The sequence below is a fragment of the Nocardia sp. NBC_01327 genome, assembly GCF_035958815.1.
Classification (GTDB): domain Bacteria; phylum Actinomycetota; class Actinomycetes; order Mycobacteriales; family Mycobacteriaceae; genus Nocardia.
This window is the reverse complement of the sequence record NZ_CP108383.1, coordinates 7,426,262-7,446,203: the sequence shown is the minus strand read 5'-3', so window position 1 is coordinate 7,446,203 and position 19,942 is coordinate 7,426,262. Positions and strand designations below refer to the sequence as shown.

At 60.8% G+C, this 19,942-nt stretch carries 16 protein-coding genes and 1 pseudogene; 3 read left to right on the top strand and 14 right to left on the bottom strand.

Annotation, left to right across the window (positions count from 1 at the left end; translation table 11 throughout):
* Positions 1-145: 145 nt before the first annotated feature.
* The 14 genes and pseudogenes from OG326_RS34405 to OG326_RS34340 all read right to left on the bottom strand — a co-directional run bounded on the left by OG326_RS34405 (position 146) and on the right by OG326_RS34340 (position 14,617).
* The gene (locus OG326_RS34405) at positions 146-916 is read right to left on the bottom strand and encodes a hypothetical protein (RefSeq protein ID WP_327141295.1); all 771 of its coding nucleotides are present in this window, start codon (positions 914-916) and stop codon (positions 146-148) included.
* Complete coding sequence (locus tag OG326_RS34400; RefSeq protein WP_327141294.1) at positions 904-2,106, bottom strand: hypothetical protein; 1,203 nt, start codon at positions 2,104-2,106, stop codon at positions 904-906. The genes OG326_RS34405 and OG326_RS34400 overlap by 13 nt, the downstream gene beginning before the upstream one ends.
* A 231-nt stretch (positions 2,107-2,337) precedes the next feature.
* Positions 2,338-3,099: a class II glutamine amidotransferase gene (locus OG326_RS34395; RefSeq protein WP_327141293.1), complete on the bottom strand. Its 762-nt coding sequence runs from the start codon at positions 3,097-3,099 to the stop codon at positions 2,338-2,340.
* Positions 3,087-3,872: a hypothetical protein gene (locus OG326_RS34390; protein ID WP_327141292.1), complete on the bottom strand. Its 786-nt coding sequence runs from the start codon at positions 3,870-3,872 to the stop codon at positions 3,087-3,089. Before OG326_RS34390 ends, OG326_RS34395 begins: the two co-directional genes overlap by 13 nt.
* Positions 3,873-4,707: 835 nt before the next feature.
* Positions 4,708-5,472 carry a hypothetical protein gene (locus tag OG326_RS34385; protein WP_327141291.1) on the bottom strand — a complete coding sequence of 255 codons (765 nt, stop codon included), beginning with the start codon at positions 5,470-5,472 and terminating at the stop codon, positions 4,708-4,710.
* A 754-nt stretch (positions 5,473-6,226) separates the two neighbouring features.
* Positions 6,227-6,640 (bottom strand): hypothetical protein, encoded by a 414-nt coding sequence (locus OG326_RS34380; protein ID WP_327141290.1) that lies wholly within the window; start codon positions 6,638-6,640, stop codon positions 6,227-6,229.
* The gene (locus OG326_RS34375) at positions 6,637-6,963 is read right to left on the bottom strand and encodes a hypothetical protein (protein ID WP_327141289.1); all 327 of its coding nucleotides are present in this window, start codon (positions 6,961-6,963) and stop codon (positions 6,637-6,639) included. Before OG326_RS34375 ends, OG326_RS34380 begins: the two co-directional genes overlap by 4 nt.
* A gap of 161 nt (positions 6,964-7,124) precedes the next feature.
* Positions 7,125-7,370: pseudogene (locus OG326_RS43095) on the bottom strand (hypothetical protein); the annotation flags it as partial.
* Positions 7,371-7,639: 269 nt separating this feature from the next.
* Positions 7,640-8,605 (bottom strand): protein NO VEIN domain-containing protein, encoded by a 966-nt coding sequence (locus tag OG326_RS34365; protein ID WP_327141287.1) that lies wholly within the window; start codon positions 8,603-8,605, stop codon positions 7,640-7,642.
* Entirely contained in the window at positions 8,565-10,448 is a 1,884-nt protein-coding gene (locus OG326_RS34360) for a DEAD/DEAH box helicase (RefSeq protein WP_327141286.1), read from the bottom strand. The genes OG326_RS34365 and OG326_RS34360 overlap by 41 nt, the downstream gene beginning before the upstream one ends.
* Positions 10,445-11,761, bottom strand: coding sequence for a hypothetical protein (locus OG326_RS34355; protein ID WP_327141285.1), 1,317 nt, complete (start codon positions 11,759-11,761; stop codon positions 10,445-10,447). The genes OG326_RS34360 and OG326_RS34355 overlap by 4 nt, the downstream gene beginning before the upstream one ends.
* Positions 11,758-12,495 carry a hypothetical protein gene (locus OG326_RS34350; RefSeq protein WP_327141284.1) on the bottom strand — a complete coding sequence of 246 codons (738 nt, stop codon included), beginning with the start codon at positions 12,493-12,495 and terminating at the stop codon, positions 11,758-11,760. Before OG326_RS34350 ends, OG326_RS34355 begins: the two co-directional genes overlap by 4 nt.
* 348 nt (positions 12,496-12,843) lie before the next feature.
* On the bottom strand, positions 12,844-13,266 hold the full coding sequence (locus OG326_RS34345) for a very short patch repair endonuclease (protein ID WP_327141283.1): 423 nt from the start codon (positions 13,264-13,266) through the stop codon (positions 12,844-12,846).
* Positions 13,267-13,396: 130 nt separating this feature from the next.
* Positions 13,397-14,617 carry a DNA cytosine methyltransferase gene (locus OG326_RS34340; protein WP_327141282.1) on the bottom strand — a complete coding sequence of 407 codons (1,221 nt, stop codon included), beginning with the start codon at positions 14,615-14,617 and terminating at the stop codon, positions 13,397-13,399.
* Positions 14,618-15,834: 1,217 nt separating this feature from the next.
* Between OG326_RS34340 and OG326_RS34335 the strand changes: the two genes are divergently transcribed.
* The 3 genes from OG326_RS34335 (at position 15,835) to OG326_RS34325 (ending at position 19,704) form a co-directional block, all read left to right on the top strand.
* Positions 15,835-16,848, top strand: coding sequence for a DUF4928 family protein (locus tag OG326_RS34335; RefSeq protein WP_327141280.1), 1,014 nt, complete (start codon positions 15,835-15,837; stop codon positions 16,846-16,848).
* 203 nt (positions 16,849-17,051) lie between these two features.
* Positions 17,052-18,335 (top strand): DUF4928 family protein, encoded by a 1,284-nt coding sequence (locus tag OG326_RS34330; RefSeq protein ID WP_327141279.1) that lies wholly within the window; start codon positions 17,052-17,054, stop codon positions 18,333-18,335.
* A gap of 109 nt (positions 18,336-18,444) precedes the next feature.
* Complete coding sequence (locus OG326_RS34325) at positions 18,445-19,704, top strand: Shedu immune nuclease family protein (protein ID WP_327141278.1); 1,260 nt, start codon at positions 18,445-18,447, stop codon at positions 19,702-19,704.
* Positions 19,705-19,942: the final 238 nt, after the last annotated feature.

Genomic DNA, 19,942 nt, shown 5'->3' with positions numbered 1-19,942 from the left:
TATGGTCGGGCAGCTGAGAAACGCTGCGCCGGTTCGAGTTCGATGGAATGGACGAGACAATCACGCGGGGAACTCCGTTCTGTCGATGCGTGGCCGCGACTCTCGGACGGTGTGGTCGGTGAGGGAGCGTTCCGGACTGGCACGGTCAGGCGGCGTCGAAGTATTTGAGGTCGGCGTAGCGATCGGTGCCGGCGAGGAATTCGCAGTCGCAGTGCGGGAACTCCCGCCAGCACTCCTCACAGAACCCGCACGCGGCGCAGTGCGGGCCGGCGCGTTCGATGTCGTACTGGCCGCAGTAGTCGCAGTAGTCGTAGAGATAGCTACCGGGTTTGGCCGTGGTGCCGGGTGCACGCCACCGATAGGAGTGGTTGGAGTACCAGATCCCGTCGGCGCTCCAGTGCCCGTGGTGTTCGTTGAGCAGGTACGCGGTGTGCTTGTAGCGTGGGTCGACGGTCAGGATGATCATCTTGTCGCCGTTCAACCAGTCCTCGAGCCCGGTGCGGCCGGTCCAGGAATCGATCGGCCCGAACGGCTCACGGGGAAGGAAATCCTCGGCCGCCACCCGAGTATCCGAGCGCGGATCATCGAATGCGGGGTGCACGATCTCGGGCAGAACCCCGTTGTGCGCCAGCACCGTTCGCTCATCCCCGCCGAACGCGAACGGATGGCAGTTCTGCTCGCTGACATATCCGTGAGTGGCGAAGCGGGAATGAAATAACGCCGGAGTGTCGGGGAACAGTGCTCGCACGGAAGCGAACTCGTTGATTACGGCGTCGGCGTTGAGTCCGCGGCCGACGAGGATACGGTCGTCGGCCACGATGGCGTAGCCGTGTCCGTGCGGGTTTGCGGCGGCCCCGTCGCGCAGCGTTTCCAGATCGGGGGCGATGCCGGGTTTGTAGAAGCTCAGGATGCACATTGCAGGGCCTCCATTTCCGCCAGCAAGGGCAGGTAGATCGGGTGCGCTCGCACCCAGGTGACGAACGCGGTCCATTCCCAACCGCGGCGGCGGGCGACATCGCCGGAGGTGAGAGTGCGGGTGTATTCCACCGAAGCGGCGACGAAGGCCAGGGCGGCTTGGACCTGTTGGCGGTGTAGGGAACTGGCGAAGATCCGCACTTCGAAGGTCTCTTGCGGATAGACGTTGATGGCCTGGTAGCGGCCGTAGCCGAAGCGTTCGCCCTTGGCGAATTTGGCGATGCCGGCGCGGGTCTCGGGAGTGAAGCTGGCCCAGTCGTCGCTGCGACGGCGAGCCAGCCGCACGGCATGGGATTCGTTGCGATAAAAGAATTTCATCCACCTGTACACGTGCGCCGGAGAGTCGAACCCGTCACGGGAGACGTGGACGTGGATCCCGACTTCGTTGTCGATGTAGGCGCCACGAACGCGTAGCTCCCGCAACACCTTCCAGGGGAACTCTTCGATGGCCCAGGTGTAGCTCATCGGGTGGGTGACCAGTTCGAATCCGTTGCCGTAGCCAATGGATCCGTCCTCTTTGAGATAGCCGATCCGCCCGAGCTGGTTGGTGGCGATATCGACGCAGTCCTCGAGGGCACGGCTCGGTGTCTTGACTTCCAGTTCCAGCCCGAGGTAGACCGGGCCTTCGCCGTGGAAGACGGGGTCGGGTTTGTAGGTGTAGTCGTAGATCCGGTCATCGCGCTGGTTGGCATCGCAATAGGCGCAGTAGGTGCTACTGGTGAGGCGATCGCAGTCGAAGCATTCGCGGTATCGGTCTGCGCAGTCTCGGCAGACGTTTTCATCGTTGTCGAGCAGCCGTACGGAACGGGCGTACAAGCGGCATTCCGAGCACCACCAGTAGTGGTAGTCGCGGCACCCGTCGCAGACGACGCCGTCGGTGACGGTGCGGTCCTCGGAAGCGGTGTACAGCTCGCAGCATTCGCATTCGCGCCATCGCGCAGCACAGTCCGTGCACAACGTCCCGTCATCGACGGTGGTGTGAATCTGAGTGACCCGGTCACCGCAATCGTCGCAGAACGGAAGACTCTCGCAGGCCGCGCACAGCGAACCGCGCTCGTGGCCAGGGGGATCGTCGGGAAGCGTTGCGGCGCAACGGGCGCAGGGGGTGTGTGCTGTCAGCGTAGTGGGCATAGAGAGGCCTTCCTGGGCGATGAAGAAGGGCAGCCGGAATCGATGGCAAGGGGAGGCGAGTGCTCGGCGTGCATGGCACTCGGGGTGTGCGAATCTCGCGAACACGTCACGCGTCGTGCACGCAGGAAGGGGTGAATCGACGCCTGCCGATCAGGCGGATATGACCGGACCGGGACGGACCTGCGACCGGGCGGATAAAGTGCTCGCCCCGCAGAACTTGAAGACTGCGGATCAGCGGATGGTGTTGCGGTGCGGCGCAACAGCGGGCGTGCTCGAGCGGTGGTCGCAATCGCAGTGGGGAAAGATGTTGGCGCAGTGGAAACACCAGCCGCAGCGGCCGCAGTACCGGCCGCGTCGGCTGAAGTCGACGTCACCACAGCCTTCACACACATACAGCCACGCGCGTGAGCGCAGCAGCCCCGACCCCGTGTCAGGTCGATAGCCGGGGTTCGAATACCAGATGCCGGCTTCCCAGATACCTGCCGATTCGTTGAAGACATACGCGTGCTCGTTGAAACTCGGATCGACGGTCAGGAGAACGAGTTTGCTAGTGCCGAGCCACGACTCCAGGCATCGCCGACCACGGATGGTGTCGTAGGGGCCGAAAGGTTTTCGTGGAAGGTAGGTTTCGGCGGCGATCCGGGTATCTGAACGAGGGTCGTACGGTGCTGGCTGTACCCGGCGGGGGAGAATACCGTTGTGTGCCAGTACTGTTCGATTGTCGCGGCCGAGCCGGAACGGGTGGCAGTTGTCGATGCTGACCGCGCCGTGGGTGGCGTAGCGGCTGTGAAACAGCGCCGGGTGGTGCGGATTCCGGCTTCGGACCGCACTGAAGTCATCGATGACCTGCTCGGCGTCCATGCCGCGGCCGACCAGGATGCCGGGGTCGGTGACCACGGCGAACCCGTGGCCGTCCCTGTTGACGCGAGCGCCGTTTCTCAGCGCCGCGATGTCGGGGTCGACGCCGCTCGGTAAAAACGTCAGCAGGCACACGCGAGCACCTCCATCTCCGCGGCCAGGGGTGCGTATTCCTCGCGCTGGTTCACCCACGCGGTGAACTGATTCCAGTCCCAGCCGTGCTGCTGGATGACGTCGGTGGAGGTGAGGGTTCGGGTGTATTCGACGGTGGCCGCGGCGAACGCTAATGCTGCTTGAACCTGTTGCAGATCAAGGGAGCCGGCGAAGACCCGCAATTCCAGGCTCTGGCGTGGGTGCGGATTGATGGCCTGGTACCGGTTCAACCCGTATCGGTGCATATCGTTTTTGGCGGTGTGCTTGACTCGCTCGCGTGCGGTGGTGGAGAACTCGGCGTATGTCGATCGTCGCCGGGCCAGGGCGACTGTTTGCGGTTCGTTGCGGTAGATCAGTTTGGCCCACCGGTAGATGTGTGCGGCTGAGTCGAACCCGTCACGCGAAACATGCACGTGGATACCGACGTTCTGATCCGAGCGGCACCCGAGATTCCTCAGACGCTCGAGCAGTTGCCAGGGAAACTGTTCCATCGCGAACCGGTAGTCCATCGGATGGGTGACCAGTTCGAAGCCCAGCGGCTCGATCGATGAGTCGTACTTGAGATACGCCAAATCACGCACGTGGTCGCTGACCGCCGACGCGCAAATCTGGTAATTATGGGACGGGACAACGATTTCCAGTTCCAGGCCGAGAAACACCGGGCCGTGGCCGAAGAATCGCGGGTCGGGCTTGTAGTTGTAGTTCCAGACCCGGCCACCGGAATCGCAGCTGTCGCAGTCGGTGTGCTCGGGCATGAGTGTCCCGCAGTCCGCGCAGGAGCGGTAGTTCTGTGCGCACCGCCTACAGACGCGGAAGCCGCCGGAGACGTAGCGGCTATCGGCGGTATAGAGAGTGCACACAGTGCAGCGATCGAAGAACCGATTGACGCAGTGCGGGCAGACCCGGGCACTGGTGTCGGTGCGAAATGTGGTCGGCGCGTGGTACCGGCAGCGTGCGCATTCCGACCACCCCTGTGCACACGTGCGGCACAATCGCCCGAGTTCGACCGTGACTGCCAGCTGCCGACTGGGTTCGCGACACCGGTCGCAGCGCGGCAAGACGGACACGCACGGTGAGCAGACTGTCTCGGCATCTAAGGTTTCCGGTCGCCGACCGGAAACGACGGAATGACACACCGCGCACGACGGCGCCGGCGAAGTAGGTGCGGGCATAGCGGGATCGCCTTCCACTGGGTCGAGAAACGACAAACGCCGCGACGGAGGGAATTCCGTCACGGCGAAGAAGGATCGAGCATTCTGAGCAGAAGAAATGAAAGTACGGTCTGCCGCGGAGTGGTATCGGAGAGAGGCCGAGCCTGCGGTCAAACTCTCACCATGTGCAACGCATGTGACCTCGGGGAGATCGCTACTCAGGCGACCCGAGGGATTACAACGCCACGCAGATCTAACTAATGTCGCCTAGTTTGTGCCACTGCTCGGTGCTGCGAATTGTTGGCCAGGCGTTCGTGACGGAGGGATAGGGCCGCCGAAATTTCGGCGCACCTATTCCAAAGTCGTGGGATTCAATGAGAGTGCACGATGTTGTCAGACGTACCCGGCACGGTCGTGCGGCCTGGATCTCCCAATGCCGTTAGAGGTTGGCGTAGCCGCCTACGCTCCAGACGATCCAACGGAAGTTCTCGGGAGAAAGCGGTTGCCGCGCTGGAACTCCGGGAGCGACGGGGTACGGCCAGAAGCAGTAGCCACACCGATGGCAGTAGCAGCCAGCGCTCCACACACTTCGAGCGGCATAGCGGCCACGCAGAATTCGATTATTGCGACGGGTTCGACGCGCAGCCGCTGTGAACAGCAAGAGTGCAGGTGCTGCGACTGTCAATGAGAATCCGAAGCCAACGAGGATAAGCATCGGTAAGCTGACATCCCCATCTGGCTCACGGATCGCGAGAATGGAGAACAAGACAGCGAACAGCGCGGGTATCGACAGTACGAGGCCGAGCAGGACCAACTTGCCAGAACGGCGCTGTGTTGGCTCCGGTGCGAGCGACTGCGCAAGCCTGGTTGAGCGGGTCCGTTCAACTGTCGCGGAGCCGAACACGGGGACGAGACCACCGGTGCCGATGCCGACCCCGGAGTAGTAGTCGGATCCGTAGTACGTCGTTGTTCCCGATGCCCGGATGGCAGGCACTTTCTGTACCTGGTCGTCGTGTTGGCATGTGGGGCAGTTGAAGTCGTATCCCACGATGGCATCCTGTCCCACTGCGGTTGCGCCGTGATGGTGAAGGTTGCCGCGCAACAGCGCCTGTGCTGGTTCCCGGTGGTGCGATGGTGTGCTCCATCGAACACCGTTGCGGCGCGGCTGTCGAGCGGGAATTGTGTGGTCAGTCTCGGATGTCATCAACGGCTCCTTCGGGTCTGCCGGCTTACGCCTCGGCCTCGGTCGTGGTCCCAGTCCAGGCTGGCTGCGACGCGGTGGCGAGGGCACGCGACTGCGTCCTCCCCAACACGGCAGGACATGGCCTCGTGGCTTGGGGCCCGATCATCGTGTGGAAGTGGGTATTTCGCGGCCCTTCGCCGTTGCGGAGACGAGTGGATGGGGCTCTCCGGTGAGGACGGAGAGCGCGCCGGCAATCTCTTGGACGTTGGATTTGGCGTAAGTGGTGGTGGTGCCGCCGGCCTTGCCGTCGTGACCGGCAAGGCGCGCGCGACGGCGCCCGGCGACATTGCCCCCTGATCGAGGATATTCAGCGTGCAACGGTCAATGTTCTTCGAGCGCACCCCGATCTAGTCAAGGGAGGCGGCAAACGAAGCGGAGGAGACCCATTCGTGATCGCACTCGCATTGGCGCGAAATGGCACTGTTGTGTCTGAGGAGACACTTCCGGAGACATATTGAAGCCAAGGATTCCGGACGTGTGCAAGGCGCTCAACGTTCCGGTCCTCAGGGCTACATCGAAGTGCAGGGTTGGACGTTCTAGGACAGCGGGGCCTATGACCAGCTCAGAGGCCCTACATGCTGTTCCTCCAGTGTTCCTCCAGTGTTCCTATACGTGCCGATACGGGCCGGACAGGGCGATGCCAGACGGACACGAAAAAGCCTCTGACCTGGTCAGGGCGGACGGCGCAGTACCCGCCGGACGGGTTGGCGCGGTTTTACACACCAGCGGTCGGGGGTTCGAAACCCTCTGTGCCCACCCAGAGAGCCTTATTCGAACCGCCGAACGGCGGTTCGTTTCGAGGCTTGTCAACCCGCTTTGACCGGGGCGTTTGTGCGCTTCGGCAACTGCGAGCGACGCGGTGGACGTCCGAGAAGACCGGAATCATCTCATCTGTAACCTGCGGTGCCATGGCGTTATCCAGATCATCGATGTAGAAGCGGCGGTAGAACGTCTCATTGAGGTGGTGGCGGCGCACCGTGCTGTTCGCGTCTCGATACAGGGCGTAGGGCGCGGCGATGAGATCCAAGGCGTGCTGGAGGACGCTCACGCCGATGCCGAGTCGCTCCGACACGTCGGCCAATTGGGCTTCAATGCGTTTGCGCTCGTTCTTGAGCTCGACCAGCTTCATCGGACCTTCGCCTGCGGCATCGCGCTGTCGGCGATCAGGTCGATCAGGCGGCTCTCCTTCTTGTCGAGCTCTTTGAGCTGTCGTTCGAGGCTCGCGTGCATTCTGCGGGTGGAGACGCTCTCGTCGTCCATCACTGCTTTCAGCATGGCTCGGGTCTCGGCGACGAAGTTCGCGGGAAGTTCGAGGGTGCGATAGTGCTCGACGATCGCTTCTTCCACCGTCTCGACGGGCATGGCGGGAAGATCGCACAGGCCCTCTGTGCGTCTGCGGCAGACGAAGTACGCGTAGCGCGTGCCGTTGCGGCCCGTCGACTTGCTGAACACGAGCCGGGGGTTTCGTCGACGTTCCGGCAGCGCGGGCTGAACAAGTGACCCTTCAAGTAGTGACTGTGGACCCGGTCCCGGTTGCCGTTCGCGCTGCGCAGTCGGAGGACGTCCTTGACTTGATCGAACAGCCCCTGACTGACGAGCGGTTCGTGGCGACCGGGGTAGATCTGCCCCTTCCAGACGACATATCCTGCGTAGTACGGGTCGTTCAGCATCGTGTGGAGCTTGGTGGCGGACACCGGCTGCTCGACGGGATGACGTCCTGTCGGGCGGCACATGAGCCCGAGGTCGGCCACCGTCATCTCGACTTCCTCGATGGTGTAATCGCCGGTCGCGTAGAGCTCCCAGGCCTGGACGACCAGCTGCGCTCGTTCTTCGTCGATGGTCTGCCGGCGCGGCGACATCGAGGACATGCCCATTCCCGGGCGATCGATCGCAATCAGCCGCAGCCCCGCAACCGCGGAGGGAGCATCAGCGAAAGCAACGGCCTCCACATGCGAACCGGGCGCACCGTGGAAAGCCAGGACTGGATACCCAGCCTGATCACCGCACTCCACGCCTCCCACCGTCACACCCTGCACTTGTCATCATCCGCGGCATAGGAGAAGTCACGCCCGCAGAATACGAGTCAGCAAATCATCAGCACATCGAAACCGCTGGCTCCGTCCGCCTTTTACCCTGCCGCCGTGTGCCCTGCACCGAAACCTGGCACGCCGAAATCGGGATCAAGCACCAGATCTGAATCGCGCCACGCGCCCTCCGGCGGCGTGATCACGGCGGACTCCTCCCACACGAACGCCGAGGTGTCAGGCGGAACGAGATCGCACCAGGCGCTGCTCAGAACCTCACGGATCGAATCCACATGCGCTGGACCGATCACCCTGGCCGTGAAGGCGGAACTGTTGAATACGAGCTGAATCAAACGCCATCGACTGCCATAGCGCTCGCATGTGTCGAATTCATTGCGTGAAAGATGAAACTGCCCAGCAGTTCTCGGGCCAGCTGCCTTCACCTCGACGCAGTCGACTGCGGACCCAGGGATCTCTATGTCGTATCCGTAGGAATCCGATAGCTGTGCAACATGGATGGGCTCTTGGCCGCAGTACCGCATCGCGGCCAGTACGAGAAGCTCGGCTGCGTCACCAATCTCCTTCGCCATCGCCGTTGTGCGATCGAAGGCCACTTCCCTGTGGGCCGCGATCAGAATTCGGTCCAGGTTCGGTTCCAACCAAAGCAAAGCGTTCAGGTCTGCTGACGGGATGTACTCCCTCGATACCTCTTTCTCACTCACCGCCAGATACAGCCAGATCGGTGGATGAGCAGTCAGAAGCAGGCGCGCGATTTCAGACATAGCGGCCCCGCCGCCGGTTTCCGCCGCAGCGGTCAATTTTGGAAGGACAAATATCCTGTCGTCCAGCCAAGCGAGTCCGCCGGTGAGCATGCGCTCCGCGTAAGCCGAGACGTCGACGGCCGAAGCTAATAGTGATCCGTGCATTCGCGCGGAACCGACCCAGTTTTCGACATCACGTCGCGGAGCGATATTTGCTGTGCGGGTCAGCAGGAAGACGCTGTAGACAGTCCCATGCCGGGGAAGCATGTCACCCGCCCGCCCTGAGGAGCGACAGAACAGCAGCAGCATCGTCCTCGGCCACCGCGCGCTCCTCGACGTGGATATCCGGCTCTGGAAGCGCGACCTTCACCAAGCCTGGATCGTCCATCAGTTTCGACAGCGCGACTACCTTCTCCCGCAGGCGTCCATCAACAAGCTCGTCGATCGTGCCTCGGCTGAGAAGGAGCGTGAAGTGGGTGAGGACTCCGTCCGCCAGGCCGAGGCGGTGGATTCGGTCCTGGCTTTGCAGGAAGTGGCCAGCATTGAAGGTCCGATCAAGATAGACGGCGTGATGACACCAGTGGTGCAGGCTCACTCCCTCGCCGCACGCGGCAGGGTTCGCCAGTAAAACATGGCAGCTGGGATCATTGCGGAACCTGTCGAACTCAGCGTCACGGGTGAGAGTTCCAGGAGGCGCGGTATCTGCGGGAGGGACTCCGCCGTGTACCAAAGCAGGCTGATACTCACGTAAGTGGTTGGCGAGGAGCTTCAGATTGCGCACGAAGGTGGACCACACGATTACCTTCTGGCCCTGAGCCGCTGCGGCGTTCACGATCTCGGAGACCTTGTCGTACTTCCATGGCACCTCATGCTCTCGGTACCGTTGGAGAAGCTGTGCGACCGGTTCATCGCCCTGCAATTCCAGCGGAGGGTGCTCGAAGCCGCGTTCGTCGCATTCGTCGGAACCAGCGATCAACAGCATCGGGTTAGCCGCTGCCTCCAGCAGATACATCATGATTCGGCCGAGACGGTCGAACCGGCGTCGATCCTCGCGATTGAGCGCGAATTCGCCGCGGTACCGGCCAAGTAGGGAGTCGTAGATCGTCTGCTGTATCGGCCGCATTGGCTCGCAGACGACGTCGAAATCCGTACCAGGAAGATCGAGCCGAGACTTTGGGGTCCGAACGAAGTACCGCGAGATAGCCGCACCAGTAGCTCGGAGCACCTCTTCTTCTCTGCCGTCGCGCTCAGAGTAGGCGGCTTCAGGCAGGATGTTCTGATCCTGTCCTGGATACAAGAATCTGATCGGCGCTATCAGGTCGAATGCGCCTTGCGGTGCCGGAGTCCCTGTCAGAACGTCGCGGCGGCGGGCGGCATACGCAAGGTCCAGCACGGCTCTGCCATGCACGCCCTGCTCACCACGTTTGATCCGGTGAGCCTCGTCCAGGATGACCTGAGTCGGCTTGAGCGCCACGAACTCTCGGATTCGGTCGTAGTCGGAGGCCACCCGGTTGTAGTTCGTCAAAAGGATGTCGGTGTCATCGGGGATCAGCGATCCGGTCCCTAGGTGGACGACGACCGATGGCGCAGGATCCAAACAGGCCGCAGAATCCTCCTTCCATGCTTGGAAGGCGGCGATGGGGCCCACCACCAACAATCGTTGCACCGCGCCACGCGCTCGGTTCAGAGTGAAGTTGGCCAGGGCAACGGTCGTCTTCCCGGCGCCGGGCACCGAGAAGTCTGCACCGTGCGGCAGTCGCAGGATCGCGGCCAAGTTCTCGAGCTGAAAGGGCTTCAGCGTTCGGATGAAGCCAGCATCCTTGAGCTCACCTTCGAGGTCCTCGACGGCAATCGGAGCCTGCTGTAAAACGGCGATCTCACGTTCCCGGCGGTCGCGAGCAAGGATCCGGAGCTGATCGGTGAGTTCTGGGCCGAATTCGAAGGATTCGCCGAACAATGCGCGAATCTCCTGGACGGCTTTCAGTTCCGCGAAGAACACGTCCGCGCGGACTTCGGTGCGCGTCGCCGAACCGCCGATCACTCCACGTGACAGCGCCTCCTGCAACCGCGCCCACGATCCCGACTTCGTGTCGTGCCGGCGTTCGACAATGACAGTCGGCCGCCCGCCGTTGTGGAGCTCGGCGAAGATCACCGAATTACCGAGATTTTCGCGATCAGGTGTTCCATCCGCATGACCTTCTCAGCGAGATCTACTTCGTCCCATTCGTCGAACGCTCGCGCCTTCGGCAGGGTATCGAGAACGCGCTGTAGTTCGGCAATCGCCTTGTCCGCCCGATCGAGAGGCGCCCGCAGAGCGCTCTGATCCCGCCCCTCTTCCTTGGCCTCGTCGGCGACGGCAGTTATCGAGTTGCCGATGCTCTTCAGGACGTCTTGGACGAGCAACTTGTCTCCGCTATCCAGCACGATGCTCGCCTCGGGGCGCTGCACGGCGACAAAGCCGAGTAGGTCGTGGATCGGCGAAGACGGCTGCGCTCCTCCTAGAAGTTCGGTGAGCTCGTCCTGCGGTCCGGTAGCGGCTGAGGCTTCGGCGGCCTCAAGGATCGGCTTGAGCGCGGGATCTCCCTGCAGCTCATTGCGAACCAGCTTTGCCGCGTCAGGGCGTCGGAGATGGCGGAGCTTGCGATATGGGGTTCCGGTCAACGTCCCGAGGAAATACACGGCCCTGACTGCGTCGGCCTCGCGCGGAGACTTGTTCTTTATGTGCTTCGCGAGTTCTTCAAACGCTGATTCGTTCTCGACAAAGTCCATGTGCAGGCGGGCGCCGTTCGACAACTCGACGAGTTGATGGACCTGCTGGAGCTTCTCGTACAGGTCGCGGACGTCACCGACGGTGCGATGCATGCGCACGGAGACATGGTCCCAGTTCTTGCCAGCCCGGTCGTAGAGCTCTTCAATCAGCATCGCCTCGTTGATCCACGAGTAGTCCTGTTTGAACGAGTTAGCCACCTGAAGCTCGGCTTCAAGGTCGACCATCTCTTCCAATGTCGCATTGTCAGGCAGCACCAGGCACGTGACGTACCCTGCGGAAAGATGACTGTCGTCCTCATATAGGGAGCGGAGCGCTGCGGTGCGGCGGTTTCCGTTGATCAAGATTCCGTCGGCAGTGATGATTGCGGGCTCCTGCTGCCCTCTTTCGCGCAGGTCTTCTTTCAATCCGTCGAAACCGGGTTGGCTCCGAAGAATTCGGTACTGAGTGTCCTGAGCCTCGCGACCGAGGGGATCGGCAGTGAAGAGATTCTCGCGACCGGTGGCGCGGATCTCGCGCAGCTGTTCGGCCTTGGTGCGGTGGTTCAGCGTCGAGAACGCGGGCCAGCCGACGCCAAGCTGGACTTGGGCAAGATCCTTATCGGCCCGCGGCCACGCGGGCACCGTCACTACGCGGGCCCCCTTCATCCTGGCCGTGAGGAATTCAACGCGATCCGGGCCATGCATGGTCAAAGTCACTTCCTGAATGTGGTCACCCGGCCGGGTCCGAACCGCGATGTGATGGTCGTATGCAGTGCACCGCCGCGGCGCTGGAATCCAACGTGGCCGGTGAAGTAGGGAACATACTCGGTGGCTACGCCGAACGCGCCGAGCAAGATGCGCGGAAAGAAACGCTCTTGTCCGCCGTCCCAGTTCCATTCGCTGACCCCATCTTGCCGTTCCGGCATGACATAGAGGCACGGAGGAGGAGCCGCTACTGCGCTCGCACGCAGCGTTGCTGCGTTCTTCGGACAGATGCGCTGGCCGCTTCCACACAGCGGATTGTGGAAGATCACCCCGGAGATGGTGTCTGGAAAATCCCCGAAGAACCGTTGGCGAAGGCGACCGACACCCTTTGAGATGTGCTCCCCAGGCTCGGACGTCATACTGCCGCACAGCCACCACAGATACGTCTCCTGCGCCCAGTCCGGCGCAGACCATGCCACGCTGCTGTGCTTGCCGTCTGGACAACCTTTCTGAATCACCGCAATATCGCCGTATCCACGGATGGTGAGTCGGTAGACGGTGTCGTCGCCGTACTTCGGACTCTCTAGATGGTCAATGAAGCCGCTCTCGCGCATGGCTTGAAAGATGCCGGACAGGAACTCCTTCTTGTCCGCAACGCTAGCGCTAATGCTCCCGCGCAAGCCCTCGATCGCGGCAGGCAGCGCGCTGCGGTACTCACCGGAGGTCAGACCGTATCGCCCGAGCAAGTCCCTATCAGCGCCCAAGTCTTGGATGAGCTGAGAGACGCTGTCGACAATCGCCCTCGGTGGCGCACCAGCATGTCTGCAAGGCGCAGCCTCCTCAGCACCCACGCGGCCGCCTCCCACTCGCCGCCGGACGCCCGAAAATCCGCTTCACGAGCTCGCCCTCCAACCTGTTGCCACCCGCCCCAACTTTCTTTCGTCGCCGATCTTCTACAACGTATACAGGCACCACCCGACACACGTAGTGATTCGTCGCAACGCTCCGGGCACCCCGACCATCGCCGGGATGCTGCAATCTGATCACGGAAGTTATCTGAATGTGTAACGCCTGCAATGCTTCTGACTGAGCCACTACCTTAATCCGCGTTGCGGACAGTCCCTGATCTGCGCGAGCAGTTGTCCGAGAGCGGTGGGATCCCGTGTCTGGCATTCCCAGATTGTGAGGACACTCCAGCCCTCCGTTTCGAGTTCGTGTTGCCGCCGCAAATCTCGGGCGACGTTCCCGTCCAGCTTTCGGGTCCAGTACTCAGTGTTCGACGCCGGCCTATCTGATGCGGGGCAACCGGGATGCTGATGCCAGAAGCAGCCATGGACAAACACTGCGATTCGGCGGCTAGGGAAGACCACATCCGGCTTCCCCGGCAGACGTCGATCGTGGAGTCGGTAGCGCAATCCGGCAGCATGGAGGAACCTGCGCACCGCCAGCTCCGGGCCTGTATCCCGTGAGCGGACCGCACGCATCGTTCGACTGCGTTGCTCCGGCGTCTCTTTCATCGGATGGGTTCAGCTCGTCGGGTCGTCGCTGACTGCGATCGGGGACATGCGGAAACGATGATGTTGCCTTACGAAGCCAGCCAGAGCAGCTTGCAAATCGGCGGCCCTCACGCGGACAGCTTCTCAGATCTTAAATCTCAAGCAGCGGTTCGAGAATGTGCTCGGACAAGAAGTGCACCACGTCTACCGCTACACCGTCACCAGCGAGATGGTATGCGTCGTTGTACTTTTCGGGGAGTTCGTAGCGGTCGTCCAGGCCCATCAGTCGCGCGGCCTCACGTGTTGACAGCAATCGGGAGCGGGGAGGAACGTTAGGTTCCAAGATCAGGATGGTCTGGCGGCTGGAGCCTCCGGAGGGCGTGCGCAGGCACCCGGCGACGTTGTCGAAGCGGACCTCAGCGCGCTGCACCTTCTGGTGAATGTCTTTCCCGTTTTCGTCAATACCGATGACGGGACCTTCTGGACGCATGCGCTTGTAAACGGTTCCGACGACCCGCTTTCCGGTTTCATCGGCCTTCTCTTGGTGGGTCTTAACTTTCTTCTTGTTGTGCTCGTTCATCAATTCTTTGGTCAGTCGCTCAGTCTCAGCCTTAGTGTGCCAAGTCACTCCGGTCGGATCGCCGGGCTCGATCACGTCTGCGAGCGACTGGTAGGTCAGCCTGGTCGCTGGCGGTTCCGACAGGTTCCACCAGATCCACGAATCCTGATCCCCTGTGGTCTCCAACCTCTTCAGTAGCCTGCCGTGCGCTGCTACCAGCGCCGATGTGTGCCATGGAGAGGGCGAGCCGTCGGAGACCAGTTCCTCGTTGATTCGCATCGACTTGTGTACCGCGATGATGAATAGCCGAGGTCGAGACTGGGGAACCCAATGCTCAGCGTTGATGACGACTGCCCCGAAGCGGTAGCCGCCCGTGGCCAGCATAGTGCCGAGGGTCACGAAGTCTTCGCCCTTGCCTGCGGTGAGGGCGCCCACGACGTTTTCGAGTACTACCAGCTTCGGTGCGTAGCTCTGGTCGTGTAGCGCGCTGATCAGGTCCCAAAACGGCAGGAATGCTCCCGAACGTTCACCGCTCAATCCCGCCCCAGCGCCCGCCAAGGATAGGTCCTGGCACGGAAACGATGCCCAGGCGAGATCGGCGTGGCCACGCTCGATCAGTTGCTCTGGTTTGAGCATGGCCACATCATCGACAACCATATGATCACGCCAAGGCACACGGCTCCAGTTGGCTCTGTAGCTGGCCGCCTTCTTCTCGTCAATGTCGTTGGCGAACAAGCAGTTCCACTTGCCGCTCTTGTAGAGGCCTGCCCGCGCCATGCCGCCGCCAGCGAAGAACTCGTAGAAGTTGTGCATCTATCCCCTCGTGTCTCGCCGCGCCGGCCCACTATCTCGCAAGTTCGTTGCCGCGGTCCGAGAGGAGCTCGACATCGGTCTGCTCATGCGAATTACAACGATGTCATTGTCGCATTCGATTCCAGCGGACACGGTACCTTGGCCGACCTGCGTCTCTGATTCGAACCGCTGGGTATCTGCGGGTTGGCAATGGAGGCTTCCACTGCACATGTGCTGGCCTGCATGGATGGGTCTGTCGGCTCATTCTTCATCTTTAGATCTGCTTCTGCTCACGGGGGTTTTCGTAACCGAAAGTTGGCAGGTCAGACGAGTCGGAGCCGTCTCGCTGTGCCGAAGATCATGGGTTGAGCGCGCCTGTGATGAGTCGACTTTGATGTCTAGCTTGCGTGGGAATTGACGATATCTGGGACCGCCGAGAACCGCTACCACGGAGTCGTCCGGCAGTGGAGGGCGGCGCGTCGTGGCGACTTTGGGGCGTAGACCGAGAGGCGTAACGTCGGGTTACGGGCTATCCCGGGGGCTACCGGCGGGACGCAACCGCTCTGCAGCAAACTATGAAGGAGAGCCCACGATGGACGAGTACGAGGCTCGCCTCAGCGGCACCTACCACGCCGAGTTGGACGCCTTGATCAAGCAGTTCGGACCAACGGCGCAGATCGTCAACACTGGGGCGGTTGCATGGCAATAGGAGCTGTTGTCGGGCAGGTGCCCGGTAGAAATCACCCTCTGCAACTACTGGTCACGACCGCAGACCACGATCTCGCTGAAGACTGCGACTACATCGAGCACTGGTATGGAACCCTGTACGATGCGGTCGACAGCGGCGAGGCGCTTGCTGCGGGTCACGATGTCGAATCCTTCAACGTAGCCTACAAACGCGCCATCCCGCATCTGCGTGACGGAGTGCCGCCTTCCGAGGAGCTGTGCGACTGTTTCTGATCGTCATGAGAGGACTGCCGCAGCATCCAGGACGCCTCTTGTCGGCGTCGGCGCAATCAGGCACAGATGCATCACGTGGACACAGCGATGGGCGGCCGGAGGTGCTCGGCGCCTGCGAGTATCTCGGGTGCGATCACATTGGGGCACAGTCGATAACGGGGTCCACTTGGCCAAGTGTCGACAACTGAACGCCAAGAGTCGTAGTGGCGAGTCCGGGCATAAACACGCAGAATCGGTTCCGGTGATCAACGTCATCAGACGGAAGGACGTGACAGGACATGGTGAAGCTGAACGGGCGCGAGCAGTCGGTGCAGGTTGTGGAGGCTTCCAAGATCCTGATCGACGCCATTCAGCCGTGGTACGAGGCAAACCGAAGCGCCAAAGGCACGGTGGACTCCAATGTGATGTGCGCCGGCCTGTACATCACCGAGTTCTTGGCTGGAGCCTTTCCGCTGAAGCCCCAGATCTACGCAGCAGAGTCCCAAGTGAGGGGCGCGAGCGGGGCAAAAGCGAAGGCGATACTCGCCGATCATGGGGAGACGCGGAAGTTCACTAGCGAGGGCGGACGCACTTCCCGATTCACGATTCGCCACGCGGAGAAGATGGCGGACACCGTCAACAGCGTGGGTGCCGCAGCTGGCGTTGGCACCCTGAACTCTGAGGACCTACACAATCTGGCGTGGTTGCTACAGGAGTGGTTCGTAGCGCGCGTCCGCGACGACTTCTTCGCGAAGAAGAAGAAGATCAGCGCCATTATCGATCCACAGTGGTCAGTGTGCGCCGTGGTCGAGGAGCTCATCGCAGCGGGTCGCGAGCGCGGTGGCAACGCTGCGGGCGCGATTGTTCAGCACCTCGTGGGTGCCAAACTGAAGATCCGATTTCCCGAACAGGGTATCAACGTCGAGAGCTACACCACCGCGGACCTCCAGACCAACCGTGCGGGCGACTACCAGATCGGCACCACCGCGATCCACGTGACGATGGCGCCAGGTATCAAGGTCTTCGAGGAGCGCTGCGTCGAGAACCTACGCCAAGGCTTCCGCCCCCGTGTTCTTGTACCTAAGGACCAGATCGACAGAGCGCATGTCCACGCCGAAGATGCAAAGATCCTGAATAAGGTGGCAATCCAGTCCATCGAGGACTTCGTGGGCACCAACATCGAAGAAGTGGCGGGCTTCGAGCAGGAGAATGTTCGCATCGAGCTGAGGCGCCTCCTCGAGCTCTACAACTCCCGCATCGAGCAGGCGGAATCGGATCTCTCGCTCAAGATCGAGATCCCTGAGAATCTGTGATTCGTGTGCCCGGCGCGTTCGGCACAAGATCGACGGCTCACCGTCGCGGCGATCGTGGACTGGTATGGGTTACTGTGCGGCACAGTGAACTTCGTGAGTCGGGTGGTAAGTGATCGCCAAGTGGCATGCTGGTTTTCTATCGTACTAGCGCTCAGAATCGGTTCCGGTGATCAACAACCTCGGACGGAAGGTCGCAGCAGAGGATGGTCAAAACGAACGGGCTCGAGCAATCCGCGCAAGTCTCCGGAGCGGCTGAGGTGCTGCTAGCGGAAATCCAGTCCTGGTACGAGAGCAAGCGGGCCGCCGGCAAGGTGAAATCCAACGTCATGTGCGCCGGTTTGTACATCACAGACTTCCTTGCCGAAGCGTTTCCTCTAACACCCGACGTCTACCAGACGAAGTCGCAAGTGAAGGGTTCTGGTGGCAAGAAGGCCCAGGCGCTCCTCGCCGACCACGGGGAGTCGAGAGAATTCAGACGTGAGGGCGGACGAACTTCTCGGCTCACTATTGAACATGCCCGAGAACTGGCAGATACGATCAATAGCGCAGGAGTCGCTGCGGGAGTCGACACGTTCACCCTCGCACAGCGAAGCGCTCTGGCGTGGCTACTGCAGGACTGGTTCGTCGCTCGCGTGCGTGATGACTTTCCGTTCGATCAGAAATCGGTCGATCCTACGGATGCCGATGAATGGGAGCAATCCGGCGACGAGGATGTCGCGCACATGATCGAGACACTCATTGACGGCAAGGGCAAAGTCGTCGTTCTCAAAGCAATAGCCGGTCTCATCGGCGACAGCATCACTGAATCGGACCTCGATCTCATCGCCAACCGAAAAGATCAGTTAAAGCACTTCCAAAGGTTGCTTTTCGATGAATCCTTTTTTCAGAGTCAGCTGGAAAAGAACTCCAACGATCCAGAAGCTGTTTGGCGGAAGTTCTTTGGCGGCAACCAGTGGATCTTCGGATACGGACTCACGCTAATCTCATGTGAATCGTATGACTCTGATACGTTGGAGCATGATTTCACCAGCGCCACCGTTCTTGCTGGCGCAGACATGCAGGTCGACGCGCTGCTCCGCACACGCAGCCGCCTGAGTGGCCTTGTATTTTGCGGAATCAAGCCGCACAGCGCCAATCTAATTGAGCCTGAAGCTTACCGGCCGCCAGATGTCTACCGTCCGGGCAAGGACCTAGTTGCCGCAGTAAGTCAGGTTCAGAAGACCGCTGACAAAGCAGTACGCGCAATTCGGAGCCACCTACATCGCGTACGTCGGCGTGATGGAGAACGCGCGGGATTCGAAGTTGTTACACTACGTCCGCGTCAGATTGTCATTGCCGGCATGGCCAGTCAGTTTGAATCGGACGGCGAACTGAACCCCGAGAAGGTCTCGTCATTCGAGCTCTATCGCCGATCAGTAACTGATGTAGAGATCATTACCTTTGATGAGTTGCTTGCGCGAGCAGCGTTCATCGTGGCCGATCGTTAAATCCCAAATTTCGAATGCCCCACGGACGCCGTTCAACTCGCGAGGCAAAGCTACTCAGAATCGCGACACTCGGCAGCTGCGGTGACTTCTCTCAAGGAGAGACGAGGAAATGACTCAGCCCGTTTATGGTGAACTCCTCACAAGCGGCGACAAGGAGTTCAGCGTCGCCAGTGATGATTTTTCTCGGTTGGAGATTCGTCAGCACCCCACCAACCGGAAATTCCACTACTTCTACGACACATACACGCATCGTCTGGTCTCTGATTTCGTGCTGTATGACGGGCAGCGAGTGGCGACGATCTGCACGGTTTCCCTGATTCGTGCGGATGATGACCATTACACCCCACGATTGAGGTTCTGGAAGAAGGATAAGACTAAGCCGGGCCGCGAGCCATTGATGGAGCAGCTACCAATGGCACCGGAGTTTCGTATGGTCAAGGCTGCCGTAGATACAGATGACGGGCACCGGAATTTGTGGAAGCTGATCAATTACCTGCAGGCTTGTACGGAGATCGCCCTTCCGCACGATCAGTTCCGTATCGTCACCGGTGACACTGCGCAGCTGATCGAGCAGCTCAAGGGCAGCAAAAAAGATGTTCTCGTTGAAGCCATGGCTCACTTGATCCGTGGAAGCGTTACGCAGGCCGATCTGGATCTCATCGCCGATCGTAGAGGGCAGTTGCAATACTTTGAAGAACTTCTGACCGAGAAAGAATTCTTTGCCACAGAGAGGGCTCGAAGGTCGAAGAATGACCGACCGCTGAAGCCCGAAGCGCTTTGGCAGGCGTTCTTTCAGGACAACCCGTGGATATTCGGATATGGACTCACCCTCATATCCTGCGACTCGTACGATTCTGCCAAGCTTGAGGTCCCAACTACTGGGGCCAATGCTTTCACTGGTGCCGGCAAACGCGTTGACGCGCTACTTCGTACCCGCGGCCATCTGAGCAGCCTGCTGTTCTGTGAAATCAAGCGCCATGACACGAAGCTGCTTGAGAACAAACCGCTGGCGGAGGCACCCGACGTCTACCTACCCGCCAATGAGCTTGTCGGTGCCGTATCTCAGGTTCAGAAGACCGCCGACAAAGCGATTCGCGCCATGGGCGCCCCCATACACCGTGCCCATGCAGCGGATGGAACGCCTGCCGGATTCGAGGTGGCGGCCGTTCGGCCTCGTCAGGCCGTGGTGGTGGGCATGACCAGCCAGTTCGAAACCGATGATCACCTTAACGAGGAGAAGGTCTCGTCGTTCGAGCTCTACCGTCGTTCGATCGACGACGTTGAGATCATCACGTTCGACGAGCTCCTAGCGCGAGCACGGTTTATTGTCGCTGATGGCAAAAGTTATGCCGAACAGACCGGCCCGTAGTTGCCTGGGACTCGTTTGTGTGGCAGTCGAATTCGCTGGAGTTGACGCTCATAACCATACATCCAGGGCGAACAATTTACAGTAGCGGCCCTTCTAGCATGACTGAGAACATCCGGAAGGCGATCTGCCAGCCACTTATCACGGCGCTGTTCGGAGACTTGGGGGGCAAGGGCAGCAAGATCTTTCGGCTGGTGGCCTCGCAGCTCAGCGGTCAACACGGTCGCCACGACTAAGACTG

Excerpts from the sequence above, each read along its gene's own strand:
- OG326_RS34365 (WP_327141287.1), bottom strand. The coding sequence starts at position 8,605 with ATGCTGCTGCTGTTCTGTCGCTCCTCAGGGCGGGCGGGTGACATGCTT.
- OG326_RS34380 (WP_327141290.1), bottom strand. The coding sequence starts at position 6,640 with ATGAAGCTGGTCGAGCTCAAGAACGAGCGCAAACGCATTGAAGCCCAA.
- OG326_RS34405 (WP_327141295.1), bottom strand. The coding sequence starts at position 916 with ATGTGCATCCTGAGCTTCTACAAACCCGGCATCGCCCCCGATCTGGAA.
- OG326_RS34385 (WP_327141291.1), bottom strand. The coding sequence starts at position 5,472 with ATGACATCCGAGACTGACCACACAATTCCCGCTCGACAGCCGCGCCGC.
- OG326_RS34335 (WP_327141280.1), top strand. The coding sequence starts at position 15,835 with ATGGTGAAGCTGAACGGGCGCGAGCAGTCGGTGCAGGTTGTGGAGGCT.
- OG326_RS34330 (WP_327141279.1), top strand. The coding sequence starts at position 17,052 with ATGGTCAAAACGAACGGGCTCGAGCAATCCGCGCAAGTCTCCGGAGCG.
- OG326_RS34340 (WP_327141282.1), bottom strand. The coding sequence starts at position 14,617 with ATGCACAACTTCTACGAGTTCTTCGCTGGCGGCGGCATGGCGCGGGCA.
- OG326_RS34400 (WP_327141294.1), bottom strand. The coding sequence starts at position 2,106 with ATGCCCACTACGCTGACAGCACACACCCCCTGCGCCCGTTGCGCCGCA.
- OG326_RS34390 (WP_327141292.1), bottom strand. The coding sequence starts at position 3,872 with ATGCCCGAGCACACCGACTGCGACAGCTGCGATTCCGGTGGCCGGGTC.
- OG326_RS34345 (WP_327141283.1), bottom strand. The coding sequence starts at position 13,266 with ATGAAAGAGACGCCGGAGCAACGCAGTCGAACGATGCGTGCGGTCCGC.
- OG326_RS34325 (WP_327141278.1), top strand. The coding sequence starts at position 18,445 with ATGACTCAGCCCGTTTATGGTGAACTCCTCACAAGCGGCGACAAGGAG.